Source organism: Actinoplanes sp. 13 (genome assembly GCF_056134165.1).
The window spans coordinates 16,039-30,308 of sequence record NZ_JBVYOQ010000011.1; the positions used below are offsets into that span (position 1 = coordinate 16,039).

Here is a 14,270-nt window from a genome sequence, read left to right on the forward strand (position 1 = left end):
GTGGCGGTCTCATACCGGCTGCGTTCTGAGGTATCGGCCGAAGTGCGGGACGGTGAAGGCCACCGTGCCGCGTTCCCCGGAGTAAATGAGTCCTTTTTTGATCAGCGCGTCCCGGGCCGGAGACAGGCTGGCCGGCTTGCGGCCGAGCGAGGTGGCGATGTCCGAGGTCGGCACCGCGGCGTCCATGTCGTTGCCGGGATCGCCGGAGAGGGCGGCCATCGCCCGCATGTACTCCCGCTCGGCCGGGGTGGCCCGTTCGAACCGGGAGCCGAAGAAACCGACCGCCAGCTCGCCCTCGGCCTCCGGGGCCGCGACCCGCACGTCGTCCGCGGTGATCGGGGACTGCGGCGCGTGGTCCCAGGTCGCCTTCCCGTACGCCTGGACGAAGTACGGATAGCCGCCGGACTTCTCGTAGAGCAGGTCGAGGGCGTCCATCTCGTAGTCCACGCCCTCGCGCTCGGCCGGCACGCCGAGCGCCAGATCGGCCGCGTCCCGGTCCAGCCGGTCGATCCGCGCGTAACGGAAGAGCCGCTCGGAGTAGGACTTGGCCGCGGACAGCACCGCCGGCAGGTGCGGCAGGCCGGCACCGACCACGATCAGTGGCGCACCGAGCTGGGACAACTCGTGGCAGGCCGCGCAGAGCGCCGACACGTCGGTGACGCTGAGGTCCTGCATCTCGTCGATGAACAGCGCGATCCCGGTGCCCACGTCGGTGGCGAGCGACGCGGCGTCGGTGAAGAGCTCGACCAGGTCGATCTCGATGTCGCCGGAGTCGGCCCGGCCACGGGCGGGCGGGACGTCGATGCCGGGGGTCCAGCGGTCCCGGATCTTGCCGGCCGGGTCGTTGGAGCGCAGCGCGAACGCCTTGAGCACGCCGAGCACCTCGTCCACCCGATCCGGGTCGCGGTGGTGCGGTGCCAACTCGCGGATCGCCATGTGCAGCGCGCCGGAGACCGGGCGGCGCAGCGACTGGTCCGGCCGGGCCTCGATCTTCCCGGTGCCCCAGAGGCGGCCGATCGCCGCCGAGCGCAACGTGTTGAGCAGCACCGTCTTGCCGACACCGCGCAGGCCGGTGAGCACCAGGCTGCGTTCCGGGCGGCCCCGGGCCACCCGTTCCAGGACGATGTCGAACGCGTCCAGCTCACGGCCGCGTCCGGCCAGCTCGGGCGGGCGCTGTCCGGCGCCGGGGGCGTACGGGTTCCGCACCGGATCCATGGCGTAGGAGAGTATCGGGCTGTCTAGCGCGAACGCTAGAGTTCGCTCGATATATCGCTCTAAGGCATTCTAGGAAATGTCTTAGACTGGCCCATACTCCTTGAGGCAGAGCACGAAGTCCACGTCGTCGTACTCGGTGTCGTAGTAGTACCACTTCGTGTAGCCGGTCACCTTGGCGCATTTGCCCATGGCATCCTTCTCGCCGGTGGTCCGCCCGTCGATGCGCTTCAGCACCTCGAACGTGTTCGCCGCGCAGCCCACGATGCGCAGCTTGGGCTCCAGATTGGAGCCCTCGTTGCGCACGCACTGCCCCTTCACCGCGAACCGTGCGTCCTCACTGGCCTGCGGGCGTGGGGCGAGCACCGCGGCGGTGGTCGGTGCGGTCACCGGTGGCGGCTCCTCCTCGCGTCCGAACAGGAACCACGCGGTGGTGGCCAGGCCGCCGCCGATCAGCACGCTGAGCACGGCCACCAGGGCGCCCATCGCGAAGCCCCGCCGGGCCGTCTGCGGTTGGCCCCAGGACTGCGCGGGCGGCGGAGTGTAGGGCTGGCGCGGGATCTGCGCGGGCGGCGGGCTCCAGGACGACTCGTGACCGCCCCACGGGTCGGACGGCTCCGAGTACGGCTCCTCGGGGCTCCCACCCGGCCACTGCTGACCCGAGTGCGGCCCGTTCTGCGACATCGGGGGTCCCTCCAGAAGCGGTCTGCGCTGCCTGCCACGGTAGCGTGCGGCCGGGATCCGGCCGGTGCCGGAATCGCGGGTACAAGCCGGACGGTCGGACACGAACGGTACCGGTGTCGGTAACCCGATCGCCGTACCACCTCCCCGAGGCGTTACGTTCCACGTTCGTGTCGGCACAGTTGGTGATCATGGCGATGACGTTCGGCGGGGCGGCGGCAGCCTTCCTGCCGATGATCGCGGCCCGGTCGGTGGTGCCCGCCGGGACGGGATGCAGGACATGTGGCCGGGCGTTCGCCGACTGGATCCGGGTGGGCGCGGCCTGCCCCTGCGCGGGATGGATCCCGCCGGTGCTCTGCTCCGCCGTGGCGGCCGGGGTGCTGGCAGCCGCGCTCGGTCCGGTGCCGCACCTGCCGGTGCTGCTGGTGGCGGTAGTGCCGGGAGTGCTGCTCGCCATGATCGATCTCCGCTGTCTGCGGCTGCCCGACCCGCTGGTCGGGACGCTGGGGGTGATCGCCGGAGTGCCGTCGGCCCTGCTCCGGCCGGACGCGATCGGAACCGCGGTGGCCGCGGGGACAGCGGTCGGCGCAGGATATCTGCTGATCGCGCTGCTGCCCGGCCGAGGACTCGGACTGGGCGACGTGAAGCTGGGCGCGGTGCTGGCGCTGCTGCTCGGCTTCACCGGGTGGCCGGCCGTCACGGTGGGCTTCGGCGCGGCGCACCTGATCAACGGCGTGGTGGGGGGCTGGCTGCTGCTCAGCGGGCGAGCCGGCCGGGCCTCGGGCGTGCCTTTCGGGCCTGCCCTGCTGACCGGCGCACTGATCGGCCTTACAGCAGTCTGAGCTGGCGATCCTTCGGCCGGGCCGGCGCTGCCTCACCCAGCCGCTCGAACAGCCCCGAGTCGATGACGTCGAGGAACGGGGTCGGCGACTGCTCCCGCTCGCTGCCGTGCCGGGTCCGCTTCGCCGCATGGCTCACGTAGAGGCGGTCCTGCGCCCGGGTCAGCCCCACGAAGAACAACCGCCGTTCCTCGGCGATCTCGTCGTCGGTCGGCGCCGCACCCGGCCAGCGCAGCGGCAGCAAACCGTCCTCGCAGCCGACCAGGAAGACCACCGGAAACTCCAGGCCCTTCGCGGCGTGCAGGGTCAGCAGGTTCACCGCCTCGGCGCGCGGGTCCAGCGCGTCCACCTCGGCGCCGGTCGCCAGCTGCTGCAGGAACAGCGGCAGGTCGTCGCCGGTCCGCCGGGCCAGCGGCATCAGCAGATCAGCCGCCGCCCAGACGTCCTCCGGTGCGACCTGCTCGGCGTCGAGGGTGGGCGCCGCGAACCGCTGGGCCAGCATCTGCGCGGTCAGCTTGACGCGCTCGGCCAGCGATCCGCCCGGCTCGCCGGCGTGCCGCAGCTCGCGGGCGATCACCTGGACCCCGGCGCGGTCACGCAGCCGGTTGTGCGAGCGCTTCTGCACCGGGATTCCGGCGCGGGACAGCGCGTCGACGATCGGGCCGGACTGGGCGTCGGTGCGGTACAGCACCGCGATGTCCGAGAACGACACGTTGCCGGTGACGGTGGCCCGGGAGTCGACACGTCCCGAGTCGAGCGACCGGTGCGACAGGCCGCCGACCAGCTCGTCGATCGTCCGGACCACGAAGTCGGCCTCGTCGGCGACGCTGCGGGCCGGGTAACGCCCCACCAGCGGAGCCTCCGGATCCAGCCGGGCCGGATCCAGCCGGCGCCCGCTGACCAGGGAGGTCGGCGCGATGGCCTGCACCGCCGCGGCCAGGATCGGCGCCGACGACCGGTAGTTGCGGGTCAGCCGGACCAGACGGGCGTCCACGAAGTCGGCGTTGAAGCGGAGGAAATACCGCACGTCGGCGCCGCGGAACGAGTAGATCGCCTGGTCCGGGTCGCCGATCGCGCACAGGTTGCCGTCCGCCGGGCTGAGCAGCCGCAGCAACTCGTACTGCAGCTCGTCGACGTCCTGGTACTCGTCCACGAAGATCCACTGCCAGCGCCTGCGATATTTCTCGACCAGCGCCGGGTTCTCCCGCAACAGGGTCACCGGCACGCTGATCAGGTCGTCGAGGTCCACCAGATCCTGCTGGCGGAGCAGTTTGCGGTACGCCGTGTCGTCGTCACCCGCCTGCTCACGGGCCTGAGCCTGCTCGTGCTCCTCGGCGATCCGCCAGCCCGGGCCGAGCCCGGCCGCCTTGGCGTTCTCCTTCAGCACGGTCAGCCCCAGCGAATGGAAGGTGCCGACCGTGATGTCCTCGGCCACGTCACCGAGCAGCGCCTCGAGACGTTCCTTAAGCTCCGCGGCGGCCCGCCGGGTGAACGTGATCGCCAGGCAGCGCTCCGGGAAGACACCCAGTTCGGCACAGAGATAGGCGATGCGGTGTGTCAGCGTCCGGGTCTTGCCGGTGCCCGGGCCCGCCACGATCAGCAGCGGCCCGCCCGGCGCGGACGCGGCCACCCGCTGCATGGCGTCCAGCCGGTCCAGCAGCCCGGTGCCGACCTCTTCCATCCCGGCCAGCATCGGCTCGAACGGCTCGTGCGGGCTCGGCGGCGGGGCCAGCGGCGGCGGCGCCGGCTTCTCCTTGGCCGGCCTGGCCTTGGGCTTCGGCGGCGCCGGCTCCGTCCTGGTCTTGGGCCGCTCCTCCGCCGGGAAGTCGAACAGCGTCTCCATCTGCGGCGCACTGTTGCGGTTGCGCAGCTCGCCGGGGTCGAAAAGGGTGATCACGCCGTACTCGCCGTCGTAGCCGGGGACCCGGCGGACGTCGCCGCGCCGGAGCCGGGTGATCGCCTCGCGCAGTTCGTCGCCGCCCGCCTTGCCGATCTCCTCGACGGCGACCTTGCGGAGGATGTCCAGCTCCGGGCCGAGCGTGGCGACCAGGTGGTTGAGCTGCGACTCGACGGTCTTCGACTTCGGGCCGACGCCGTGGATCTCACCGAGGATCTCGTGCAGCTGAATCAGGTGCTCGACACGCGTGTCCTTCTGGAACCCGACCGGACGGTCGGCGAGGTCCTCGACCCGGCTGAGCACACCGACGGTCAGTGGCCTGCCGCACTCCGGGCAGCGTCCACCGGCTTCCCTGGTGCGCGACGGCTCCCAGCTCACCCCGCAGGCCCGGTGGCCGTCGGCGTGGTATTTCCCTTCCTCGGGGAAGAACTCGAGGGTGCCGACCAGCCCGATGCCGTCCCGCACCGCGAAGTAATCCGGGGTGCCGGTGAACAGGGTGGCCTCGCGCGCCAGCGCGGCCGGTGAGTGGGCGTCGGAGTTCGACACCAGGCGGTACCGGTCGAGGCTGGAGACCCGCCAGTTCATCTCCGGGTCGGAGGAGAGGCCGGTCTCCACCGCGGTGACGTGATGCGCCAGATCGGCGTAGCAGTCGGCGATGGCGTCGAAGCCGGACTTGGAGCCGAGCGCGGAGAACCACGGGGTCCAGATGTGCGCCGGAATCAGATATCCGCCGGCCTCGAGCGTGATCTCGAGCAGATCGCGGGAGTCCAGGCCGAGGATCGGGCGGCCGTCCGCGGTCAGGTTGCCGATCCGGGACAGCGCGGTGTTGATCCGGCCGGCCGACGCGAAGTCCGGTGCGTACAGCAGGTGGTGCACCTTGCGGGTGCGGTCGTCCCGCTTGTAGATCGTCGAGATCTCGACGCTCAGCATGAACCGGGCCGGCGGGGTGCCGCCCAGCGAACCCGGCAACCGCTGGGTCACCGGCTTCTCGTCGGCCAGCCGGAACAGACCCGGCTCGGCGGGTTCGAGGCTCTCCCGCAGGTGCTCGAACCACGCCGGGTGGGTGAAGTCGCCGGTGCCGAGCAACGCGATGCCCTTGCGCCGCGCCCACCAGGCCAGGTTGGGCAGGGTCAGGTCGCGGCTGCAGGCTCGCGAATAGCGCGAGTGAATGTGAAGGTCCGCGACATATGCATCCGCGGTCACTTTCACGCTCAGCATCCTGTCACGGCCGCTGTCGCCGTCACGAGTCGCCACGCTCAAACACACTTACCGATCTTGATGGGTTACTTCGTGCGCAGTTCGATGACCGTGACCTGCGGCGGCGCACCTACCCGGACCGGCGGGCCCCAGAACCCGGCGCCGTTGGTCACGTACACCGGCACGCCGTCCACCTCGCCGAGGCCGGAGACCACCGGCTGCTGCAGCTTGACCAGGTAGTTGAACGGGACCATCTGGCCGCCGTGGGTGTGCCCGGAGACCTGGAGGTCCACGCCGTAGGGTGCGGCCTCGACGGCGGCGACCGGCTGGTGCGCCATCAGCACGACGGGCCGGTTGCGGTCCCGGTCGCCGAGGGTCCGCGCGAAATCCGGGCCGTCGCCGAACTCCTCGCCGTTGATGTCGTTGACACCGGCCAGGTCCAGGCCGTTGATCTCCAGACGCTCGTTGCGCAGCGGCTTGATGCCGAGTCGCGCCACTTCCTCCACCCATTCCTCGTGGCCGGAGTAGTACTCGTGGTTGCCGGTCACGAAGAAGGCGCCGTTGCGCGCCTCGATTCCGGCCAGCGGCGCCGCGAACCGGCCCAGTTCCGCGACACTGCCGTCGACCAGGTCGCCGACGACGCAGACCAGGTCGGCGTTCACCGAGTTGATCACCTGAACGATGCGCTGGGCATGGTTGACGCCGGTCAGCGGCCCGATGTGGATGTCCGAGACCACCGCCAGACGGGTGCCGTCCATCGCGCGGGGCAGCTTTGCCATCGGGATCTGCACCCGGTCGATCTGCGGTCCGCCGGTGGCGGTCCGAACCCCGTAGCCGGTCACGCCCGCCGCGGTGAGCCCGGCGAAGATCGCCGCGCCGCGCGCCAGCAGCAGCCGCCGGTCGATCCCGTTGCCGTCACTCTCACCGCTGCTTCCGCTTTCATCGCGCGGCGGGGCGGTGTCGCCCGATGCGGGCTTCCCGCCCTCGGGCACCGGGCCGACGGCGGCTGCCGGGACGACCGGCTGCGGCTCGGCCTCGGTCACGCCGGCTGCCGGGGCCGGCCCGGCCGGCTGCAACTCGGCCTGGCCGGGGCCGCTCCCGGTGCTCGCCGGGACGACGACCTTGCCGGTACGCCCTCCGCGTGCCCAGAGCAGCATCGCCGCCAGCCGCGGAAGCTCCAGGGCGACGAGCGTCACCAGCAGGTAGAACATGACCGCGATCCAGAGGTATCCCGGCCAGGCCAGCCACAGGAAGTGACCGGCGCGCACGCCGATCAGGGTCAGCGGCACCAGCACGGCGAACAGCACGATCAGTGCTGTGCCGATCCGGCGCCCCCACCCCGGCCGGGTGGTGTCACGCACCAGCCGCTTCCACAAATAGAAGTGGATGAGGCTGATGACGACCAGGATCACCACGACGAAGCCCAACGAAAACCCTCCCCCGGCGGACCGTTCCCGGCCACGCGTGCAACAGCTTGCCGCATCAAGTGTCCCCGACCGGACGGGTACTCCTGTGCGGTTGCTCTCAGCCCCGTCTCAGCATCGATGTGCAGTCCCTGGCGGGCCGCGGAAAGCTGGCCGGGTGGGACACACATTGAGTCGGACGGCGGCGTCCGAGGCGGTCGGCGGGCACGGGTGGCGGTTCCTGCTGGGGACTCTGCGGACCGCGGTCGCGGTGACTTCGCTCCAGCAGGCGGTGGACGTGGCGGCCCGAGCGGTCGCGGTGTGTGGTGCGGACGCCGACGGGCACCTGCGGGCCGACCTCCGCCCGGACCGGGTGGTGCTGACGGTGCAGACGCCGGCGCTGGCCGCCCTGACCGCCCGGGACGTCGACCTCACGCACCGGATCTCCGCCGCGGTCCGGGACCTCGGTCTGCGCACGGACCCGGATGTCAGGGTGGCGACCCGTTCAGTGCAGGCGCTGGAGATCGCCATCGACGCCCTGGACATCGCGCGGATCCGGCCGTTCTGGCGGGCGGTCCTCGGTTACGCCGACGAGGCCACCGCCACCGGCCGGGAGGACCCCATCGTCGACCCGCTGGGCCAGGGGCCGGCGATCTGGTTCCAGCGGATGGACGAGCCGCGGCCGCAGCGCAACCGGGTGCACCTCGACCTGTGTGTCCCGCACGACGAGGCGGCCGGGCGGATCGCCGCGGCCCTGGCCGCCGGTGGCCGGCTGGTGTCGGAGCGGCGTGCCCCCGCGTTCTGGGTCCTCGCCGACGCCGAGGACAACGAGATCTGCGTGACCACCTGGCAGGGCCGCGACGGCTGACCACCGAGCCGGTCACCCATCGGCGGGCCACTCGTCGGTCAGGAACCGGGCGACCAGCGCGGCGTGGGACAGCGGACTGCGCGTGTCGGCCGGGTCGCCGTTGGTCGTGTAGTCGAGCAGGACCAGGCCACCATCGCCGATGAGATCACGGAGCTGGGCGATCACCTCGGCTGCCCGGTGCTCCAGCACCCACCGGTAGGCCGGGAGGTAGATCCGGCGGCGGGCCTCCTCGTAGCCCAGCAGCTCGGAGCCGTGCAGACCGGCGCGGTGGCCACGCACCGGACCGAACCGCCGGACTGTGCGTTTGAGGCCCGTCATGCCGGTCACCGACAGCTTGGCCGGATCGATGTCGGTGTGCTCGAAGACCTTGAGCGCCTGCCAGACGCCCTCGACCGAGGCGCTGACCACGCCCGGTGTCAGCGGCACCGGGATGCCGCCGTGCGGATAGAACGGGCTGAGCCGGATCCACGGCTCCGGGCCCTGTGACGTGACGTCAACGATCGTCGCGTCGGGGAACTGGGCCCGGACCGAATCCGGCTTGCGCCTCCGGCTGGCGACCTGAACAGACATGGCGCGCATGTTGCCGGAGGGGTACGACAGAATCAGCCGCCGGCGAAGGGCGGCAGGATGTCGACGGTGGCGCCGGCCGGCACCGCTGCCCGCCGGTCGTGGCATGTCAGCCCGTCCACCAGGAAGCTCGCCGCCTTCAGCACCGGGCCGAGCCGCTCCCCGTGCCGGTCGACCAGCAGGCGGGTCAACTCCTCGAGGGAGCCGGCCTCGACCTCCTCGGAGGAGATTCCACCGGCGGCCGCGCGGGCGCCGGCGAAGTACCTGACGGTGAGCACCCCTCAGCCTCCGATCGCGGACATCGGGCGGATGGGCTGCAGGAACGAGGGATCGTCGATGCCGTGCCCGGCGCGCTTGCCCCGCATGGCGACCTGCCACGCCTCGGCGATCCGGGCGTCCGGAGCGCCGTCGCGGAGCAGGCCTCGCAGGTCGCTCTCCTCGGTGGCGAACAGGCAGTTGCGGATCTGCCCGTCGGCGGTCAACCGGGTCCGGTCGCAGTCACCGCAGAAGGGACGGGTCACGCTCGCGATCACCCCGACCCGGGCGGGCTCGCCGGCCGCGTCGAGGTGACCGGGGACGAGCCAGGTCTCGGCCGGCGCTGTTCCACGTGAAACATCGTCGGGTCGAAGATCGAACGGGCTCAGCGCGGCGAGGATCTCCTCCGCGGTGACCATCTCGTGCCGGTCCCACTGGTGCTGGGCGTCCAGTGGCATCTGCTCGATGAAGCGCAGTTGGTAACCGTGATCGAGCGCGAACCGCAGCAGAGCCGCCGCCTCGTCGTCGTTGACCCCGCGCATCAGCACTGTGTTGATCTTCACGGGCGTCAGCCCCGCGTCGGCGGCGGCGCGCAGGCCGGCCAGCACGTCGGCGTGCCGGTCCCGCCGGGTGAGGGTGTGGAACCGTTCCGGGTCGAGGGTGTCCAGCGAGACGTTCACCCGGTCGAGCCCGGCGTCCCGCAGCGGCGCCGCGATCCGGTCCAGGCCGATCCCGTTCGTGGTGACCGACAGCCGGGGACGCGGAGTCAGGCGCGCCGCCTCCGTGACGATGCCGACCAGACCGCGGCGGATCAGCGGCTCGCCACCGGTGAAGCGGACCTCGGTCACGCCGAGCTGCTCGACCGCGATCCGGACCAGCCTGCTCACCTCGGCGTCGGTGAGCTGCTGGGGCTGCGGCATCCAGGCCAGGCCCTCCGCGGGCATGCAGTAGGTGCAGCGCAGATTGCATCGATCGGTCAGCGAGACACGCAGATCGGTGGCGACGCGGCCGAAGCGGTCGGCGAGCACCGTCACTGCCGCCGTCGCGTGAAGTTGCCTGGTCCCTGGGAGAGGCTCACAGATCGAATCTAGCCGTTCATATCCTTCAGTGCTGCTGGGCATATCGCCAGTTGGACGAAAGGCGCAGCAGATCAGCCCCGCAGGGCGGCGTCGGCCGCCGCGCGGACCGCACCGCGATAGCCGATCCCGAAGGCGGCGGTGTGCACCAGCAGCAGATGGAGCTGGTGCAACGGCACCCGCGCCCGCCACCCGTCCGCGAGCGGCCACACCTCCTGGTACGCCCCCAGGATCGTGTCGAAGAACGGCACGCCGCCGAAGAGCGTGAGCGTCGCCAGGTCGGTCTCCCGGTGTCCACCGTGCGCCGCCGGGTCGACGAGCCAGGCCTGCCCGTCGTGGCCCCACAGGAGATTGCCCGGCCACAGGTCACCGTGGATGCGTGCGGGCGGTTCGCTCAGGTCGTACCCCTCAAGGCTCTGCATGACCTGCTCGATCGCCGCGGCGTCCTCCCCGGACAGCGCACCGCGATCAGCCGAGATCTTCAGATAGGGGAGCAGGCGGCGCGCCGCGAACCAGGACCCCCAGCCGCCGGTCCCCGGCGTGTTGTCCAGCGGCAGCGGGCCGATCCACCCCGGCCGGCCGCCCCCGAAGGCGTCCGCGCCGCTGCGATGCAGCCCGGCGAGCCCACGCCCGAAGCGTTCCGCCGCCGCGCGGGTCGGCTCGCCCGGCTCGACCCACTCCATCGCCAGCATCTCGGGCAGCGCGACCAGGACCTCGGGCACCGGGACCGTCCCGGCGTCGCGGAGCCAGACCAGACCGGCCGCCTCGGCGGCGAACATCCCGTCCGGCGCCGGAGGGGACGGCCAGGTCTTGGCGAACAGTGACGAGCCGTCGTCCAGGGTCAGCCGGCTGGCGGTGCACACTCCGCCGCCCACCGGTGTCTCGCGGATCCGCTGGTGGGTCAGAAATGTCGGGAGGTGCTCCGGGTGCGCGCGCAGGTACGCCAGGTCCACTCGGTTATCTTCCGCTTCGGGTGACGGTCGTCCCAAATCGGAGGCAAGATGACGACATGACCCCTGTGGCCGTGCGTTCGTACCGCCCGAGTGACCACTCCGCGGGCAGGCGTCTGTGGGCAGAGCTCACCAGGCAGCACAACGAGATGTACGGCGAGCACAGCGACGACGGCGGGGCCGGTTTCGAGGAATATCTGACCCGCCTGGACCTCTCCGGGCTCTGGGTCGCCGACCATGCCGACGACGGGGTCATCGGCATCGTGGGGCTGATCATCCGGGGCCGGGGCGGCGAGGTGGACCCGGTCGTCGTCACGGTCGGGCACCGGCACAAGGGCATCGGCCGCCGCCTGCTGCAGCACGTCGCGGCCGAGGCGAAGAAGCGGAACATGACCTCGCTGACCATCTCCCCGGAGTCCCGCAACGTCGAGGCGATCCGCAGCCTGCACGCCGCGGGGTACGACGTGGTCTCGTCGATCGAGCTGACCATGGACCTGGAACGGCACTCCGGCCCGTGGCACGAAGAGGGCCTGCAACTCCACGAGCTGCCGTTCCGCAGCTAAGACCTGTGGACGTGCCGGCGTGTCGTCCACAGGATCGGGTCGCGGCACGCGGGTGAGGTCGCCGGGCGGCCACGCTGCCCCGCATGACAGCCGACTGCTCCCTCGTCATCCGCACCCCGTCCGAGCTGATCGCGGCGGTGCCCTACCTGCTCGGCTATCACCCGGCGGACAGCGTCGTGCTGGTCGGGATGGCCGGCCGGGACGTGGAGTTCGGCGCCTGTTACGACCTGCCGCCGCCGGACTGTGCCGAGGACGAGGCACAGGACGACGCGGCCGCCGTCGCCGCAACGGTGGCCCGGCAGGAGTCCGGCTCGGTGATGATCGTCGGGTACGGGCCGGCCGCCCGCGTCACCCCCGCGGTCCTGCGCGTCTCCCAGGCACTGCAGCTGCTCGGCGTCCGGGTGAACGACACGCTCCGGGTCACCGGCGGGCGCTGGTGGTCGTACCTGTGCGACGAGCCCCGCTGCTGCCCGCCGGACGGCACACCGTGCCTGCCGGGGGACAGTGTGATCGCGGCCGAGGCGACCTTCCGTGGCATCGTCGCCCTGCCGAGCCGCAAAGCCCTGGCCGCTCAGGTCGCCCCGGCCGGTGGGCCGGTCCGGGCGGCGATGGCGGCGGCCACCACGCGGGCCCGCAAGAGGTTCGGTGACCTCCTCGACGAGCACGACGGCAAGGAGCGGTACGCCCGGCTGATCCGCCGCGCCGGCCGCACCGCGGTCCGCGACGCCGAGCGACGGCACCGAGCGGGACGGGCCCTGACCGACGACGAGGTGGCCTGGCTCGGCGCGCTGCTGGTCGACCAGGCGGTGCTGGACTACGCGATGGACCGCACCGACCCGGACGAGTGGCGCATCGGGCTGTGGACCGACGTGGTGCGCCGGGTCGAGCCGCCCTACGTGGCGGCGCCGGCGTGCCTGCTCAGCTTCGCCGCCTGGCGTTCCGGGCAGGGACCGCTGGCCCGGGTTGCGGTGGACCGGGCGCTGGCGCAGGAGCCGGCGCACCGAATGGCCGGCCTGCTGCACGAGCTGCTGGGCTTCGGGATCGGCCCGCACATGCTGGCCGGCGGCGGAGGGCGTCGAGGCCTTCGCCGCCGGCCGCGGTGACCATCAGGGCCGGGCAGTCTCCTGCTGCACCGTCTCTGCGCCCATGTCGGTGGCGCCGGAGCGCGCGGACGCCGCCGGAGTCGGGTTGTCCGCGATCTGCTGCAGACCCGGCACCCGGTCCTCGATCACGAACGACGCCCGGGTGTGCGCCGGCGCACCCGGCGTCGTCACGTACGGCAGCACCACGAAGTCCGCGGTGAGCGAGTCGCGGCCGATCCTGGTCCGGACATATCCGCGCTGGTTGTTGTAGAACCGCAGATGCGGGTTCCACGCGGCCCAGGCGTGCTGCCCGTTCGGCACGTCCGCCCCGTTGCCGCCCGAGGTGATCGACGAGCAGACCAGCTCGGTGCCGACGGTCTTCGAGGCCGGATCGTCGTAATCGAGCTTCAGGTCGTCGGCCCAGTGCGCGTGCACGTCGCCGGTGAGCACCACCGGGTTGCGGACGCCCGCGGCCAGCCAGCCCTGGACGATTCGGTCGCGCGATCCTTGGTACCCGTCCCAGGAATCCATGCTCAGCACCTTCTGCGGACCGGAGTTGTTGTCCCGCTGCCCGAAGAAGACCTGCTGCCCGAGGATGTCCCAGCGAGCCGTCGACCGGTGGAAGCCGTCGAGCAGCCAGGCCTCCTGCTCGGCGCCGGTGATGCTGCGCGCCGGGTCGTACGCGGCCGGGCAGTCCTTGTACCCGTCACCGCACCCCTGGTCGTCCCGGAACTGCCGGGTGTCGAGCAGGTGGAACGTGGCCAGCCGGCCCCAGTGCAGCCGCCGGTACAACTGCATGTCGATGCCCCTCGGGATCGAGGTCCGGCGCAGCGGCATGTTCTCGTAGTACGCCTGGAACGCCGCCGCCCGCCGGGCCAGAAAGCCGGGGTCTGCCTGCTCCGGCACCTCGTCGGCCCAGTTGTTCTCGATCTCGTGGTCGTCCCAGACCACCGCCCACGGCGCCACGGCGTGTGCCGCCTGCAGGTCCGGGTCGCTCTTGTACTGGGCGTGCCGCTGCCGGTAGTTCGCCAGCGTCACGGTCTCCGGTCCCTCGTGGTCGCGCGGGTTCCCGCCCGGGATGTTGTAGGTGTCCGGCGCGTACTCGTATTGGTAGTCGCCCAGGTGCAGGATCAGCTCAGGCTCGTCCTCGGCGAGCCGGCGGTACGCGGTGAAGTACCCGTGCTCGTACTGCGAGCACGAGACGAAGGCCATCGCCAGCGTGCCGCCGGCCGCCCACCTCGGCGGCGCGGTGCGGGTCCGGCCCACCGGCGAGGTGTACCGCTCGGCGCGGAACCGATAGAAGAACTCCCGGCCCGCGGAGAGGCCGTTCAGCTCGACGTGCACGCTGTGCCCGCGGTCCGGGCGGGCGGTGACCACACCCCGGCGGATCACTTTGCGGAACCGTTCGTCGGCGGCGAGTTCCCACATCACGGTGACGTTGCGGGCCGGCATGCCACCGAGGCCGTCCTCGGCCAACGGGGTCGGGGCCAGCCGGGTCCAGAGCACGAAGCCGTCCGGGTCCGGATCGCCGGACGCGACCCCCAGGGTGAACGGATCGGAGCGCAGCGGCCCGCGATAGGGGGCGGCAGAGGCGGCGAGCGGCCAGATCGTGGATGCACCGAGAGCCGAGACGGTGGAACTCATCAGCAGGGTGCGACGCGAAATCGGCATGCATCGCAG

13 protein-coding genes are annotated in these 14,270 nt (G+C 71.7%); 4 read left to right on the top strand and 9 right to left on the bottom strand.

Annotated features, from left to right (window positions below; translation table 11 throughout):
- Window positions 1-9: 9 nt before the first annotated feature.
- Both AC0NH5_RS21775 and AC0NH5_RS21780 read right to left on the bottom strand, forming a co-directional pair.
- Window positions 10-1,215: an AAA family ATPase gene (locus tag AC0NH5_RS21775; RefSeq protein ID WP_474406678.1), complete on the bottom strand. Its 1,206-nt coding sequence runs from the start codon at window positions 1,213-1,215 to the stop codon at window positions 10-12.
- Between the two features lie 81 nt (window positions 1,216-1,296).
- A complete protein-coding gene (locus tag AC0NH5_RS21780) occupies window positions 1,297-1,896 on the bottom strand; it encodes an LppU/SCO3897 family protein (RefSeq protein WP_474406680.1) in 600 nt (199 codons plus the stop codon).
- 167 nt (window positions 1,897-2,063) lie between these two features.
- On the opposite strand from AC0NH5_RS21780, the gene AC0NH5_RS21785 reads away from it, so the two are divergent.
- Window positions 2,064-2,735: a prepilin peptidase gene (locus AC0NH5_RS21785; RefSeq protein WP_474406682.1), complete on the top strand. Its 672-nt coding sequence runs from the start codon at window positions 2,064-2,066 to the stop codon at window positions 2,733-2,735.
- On the opposite strand, the gene AC0NH5_RS21790 is transcribed toward AC0NH5_RS21785, so the two are convergent.
- Together AC0NH5_RS21790 and AC0NH5_RS21795 are read right to left on the bottom strand one after the other, a co-directional pair.
- Window positions 2,722-5,847 (bottom strand): UvrD-helicase domain-containing protein, encoded by a 3,126-nt coding sequence (locus AC0NH5_RS21790; RefSeq protein WP_474407141.1) that lies wholly within the window; start codon window positions 5,845-5,847, stop codon window positions 2,722-2,724. The genes AC0NH5_RS21785 and AC0NH5_RS21790 overlap by 14 nt on opposite strands.
- Before the next feature lie 65 nt (window positions 5,848-5,912).
- Window positions 5,913-7,253: a metallophosphoesterase gene (locus AC0NH5_RS21795; protein ID WP_474406684.1), complete on the bottom strand. Its 1,341-nt coding sequence runs from the start codon at window positions 7,251-7,253 to the stop codon at window positions 5,913-5,915.
- 154 nt (window positions 7,254-7,407) lie between these two features.
- Between AC0NH5_RS21795 and AC0NH5_RS21800 the strand changes: the two genes are divergently transcribed.
- Window positions 7,408-8,097 (top strand): VOC family protein, encoded by a 690-nt coding sequence (locus AC0NH5_RS21800; RefSeq protein ID WP_474406686.1) that lies wholly within the window; start codon window positions 7,408-7,410, stop codon window positions 8,095-8,097.
- A gap of 12 nt (window positions 8,098-8,109) precedes the next feature.
- Here the strand turns inward: AC0NH5_RS21800 and AC0NH5_RS21805 are convergent, their stop codons facing one another.
- The 4 genes from AC0NH5_RS21805 to AC0NH5_RS21820 form a co-directional block, all read right to left on the bottom strand.
- Window positions 8,110-8,667 carry a DUF6939 family protein gene (locus AC0NH5_RS21805; protein WP_474406689.1) on the bottom strand — a complete coding sequence of 186 codons (558 nt, stop codon included), beginning with the start codon at window positions 8,665-8,667 and terminating at the stop codon, window positions 8,110-8,112.
- 32 nt (window positions 8,668-8,699) lie between these two features.
- Window positions 8,700-8,942, bottom strand: coding sequence for a MoaD/ThiS family protein (locus AC0NH5_RS21810; RefSeq protein ID WP_474406690.1), 243 nt, complete (start codon window positions 8,940-8,942; stop codon window positions 8,700-8,702).
- 3 nt (window positions 8,943-8,945) lie between these two features.
- Window positions 8,946-9,953 carry a GTP 3',8-cyclase MoaA gene (gene moaA / locus AC0NH5_RS21815; RefSeq protein ID WP_474406692.1) on the bottom strand — a complete coding sequence of 336 codons (1,008 nt, stop codon included), beginning with the start codon at window positions 9,951-9,953 and terminating at the stop codon, window positions 8,946-8,948.
- A 116-nt stretch (window positions 9,954-10,069) separates the two neighbouring features.
- The gene (locus AC0NH5_RS21820; RefSeq protein WP_474406695.1) at window positions 10,070-10,948 is read right to left on the bottom strand and encodes a fructosamine kinase family protein; all 879 of its coding nucleotides are present in this window, start codon (window positions 10,946-10,948) and stop codon (window positions 10,070-10,072) included.
- Between the two features lie 56 nt (window positions 10,949-11,004).
- Between AC0NH5_RS21820 and AC0NH5_RS21825 the strand changes: the two genes are divergently transcribed.
- Window positions 11,005-11,508: a GNAT family N-acetyltransferase gene (locus AC0NH5_RS21825; RefSeq protein WP_474406698.1), complete on the top strand. Its 504-nt coding sequence runs from the start codon at window positions 11,005-11,007 to the stop codon at window positions 11,506-11,508.
- An 83-nt stretch (window positions 11,509-11,591) separates the two neighbouring features.
- Window positions 11,592-12,611: a DUF4192 domain-containing protein gene (locus AC0NH5_RS21830; RefSeq protein WP_474406701.1), complete on the top strand. Its 1,020-nt coding sequence runs from the start codon at window positions 11,592-11,594 to the stop codon at window positions 12,609-12,611.
- Between the two features lie 3 nt (window positions 12,612-12,614).
- Here AC0NH5_RS21830 and AC0NH5_RS21835 read toward each other — a convergent pair whose 3' ends face one another.
- The gene (locus tag AC0NH5_RS21835; protein WP_474406703.1) at window positions 12,615-14,261 is read right to left on the bottom strand and encodes an alkaline phosphatase D family protein; all 1,647 of its coding nucleotides are present in this window, start codon (window positions 14,259-14,261) and stop codon (window positions 12,615-12,617) included.
- Window positions 14,262-14,270 lie beyond the last annotated feature (9 nt).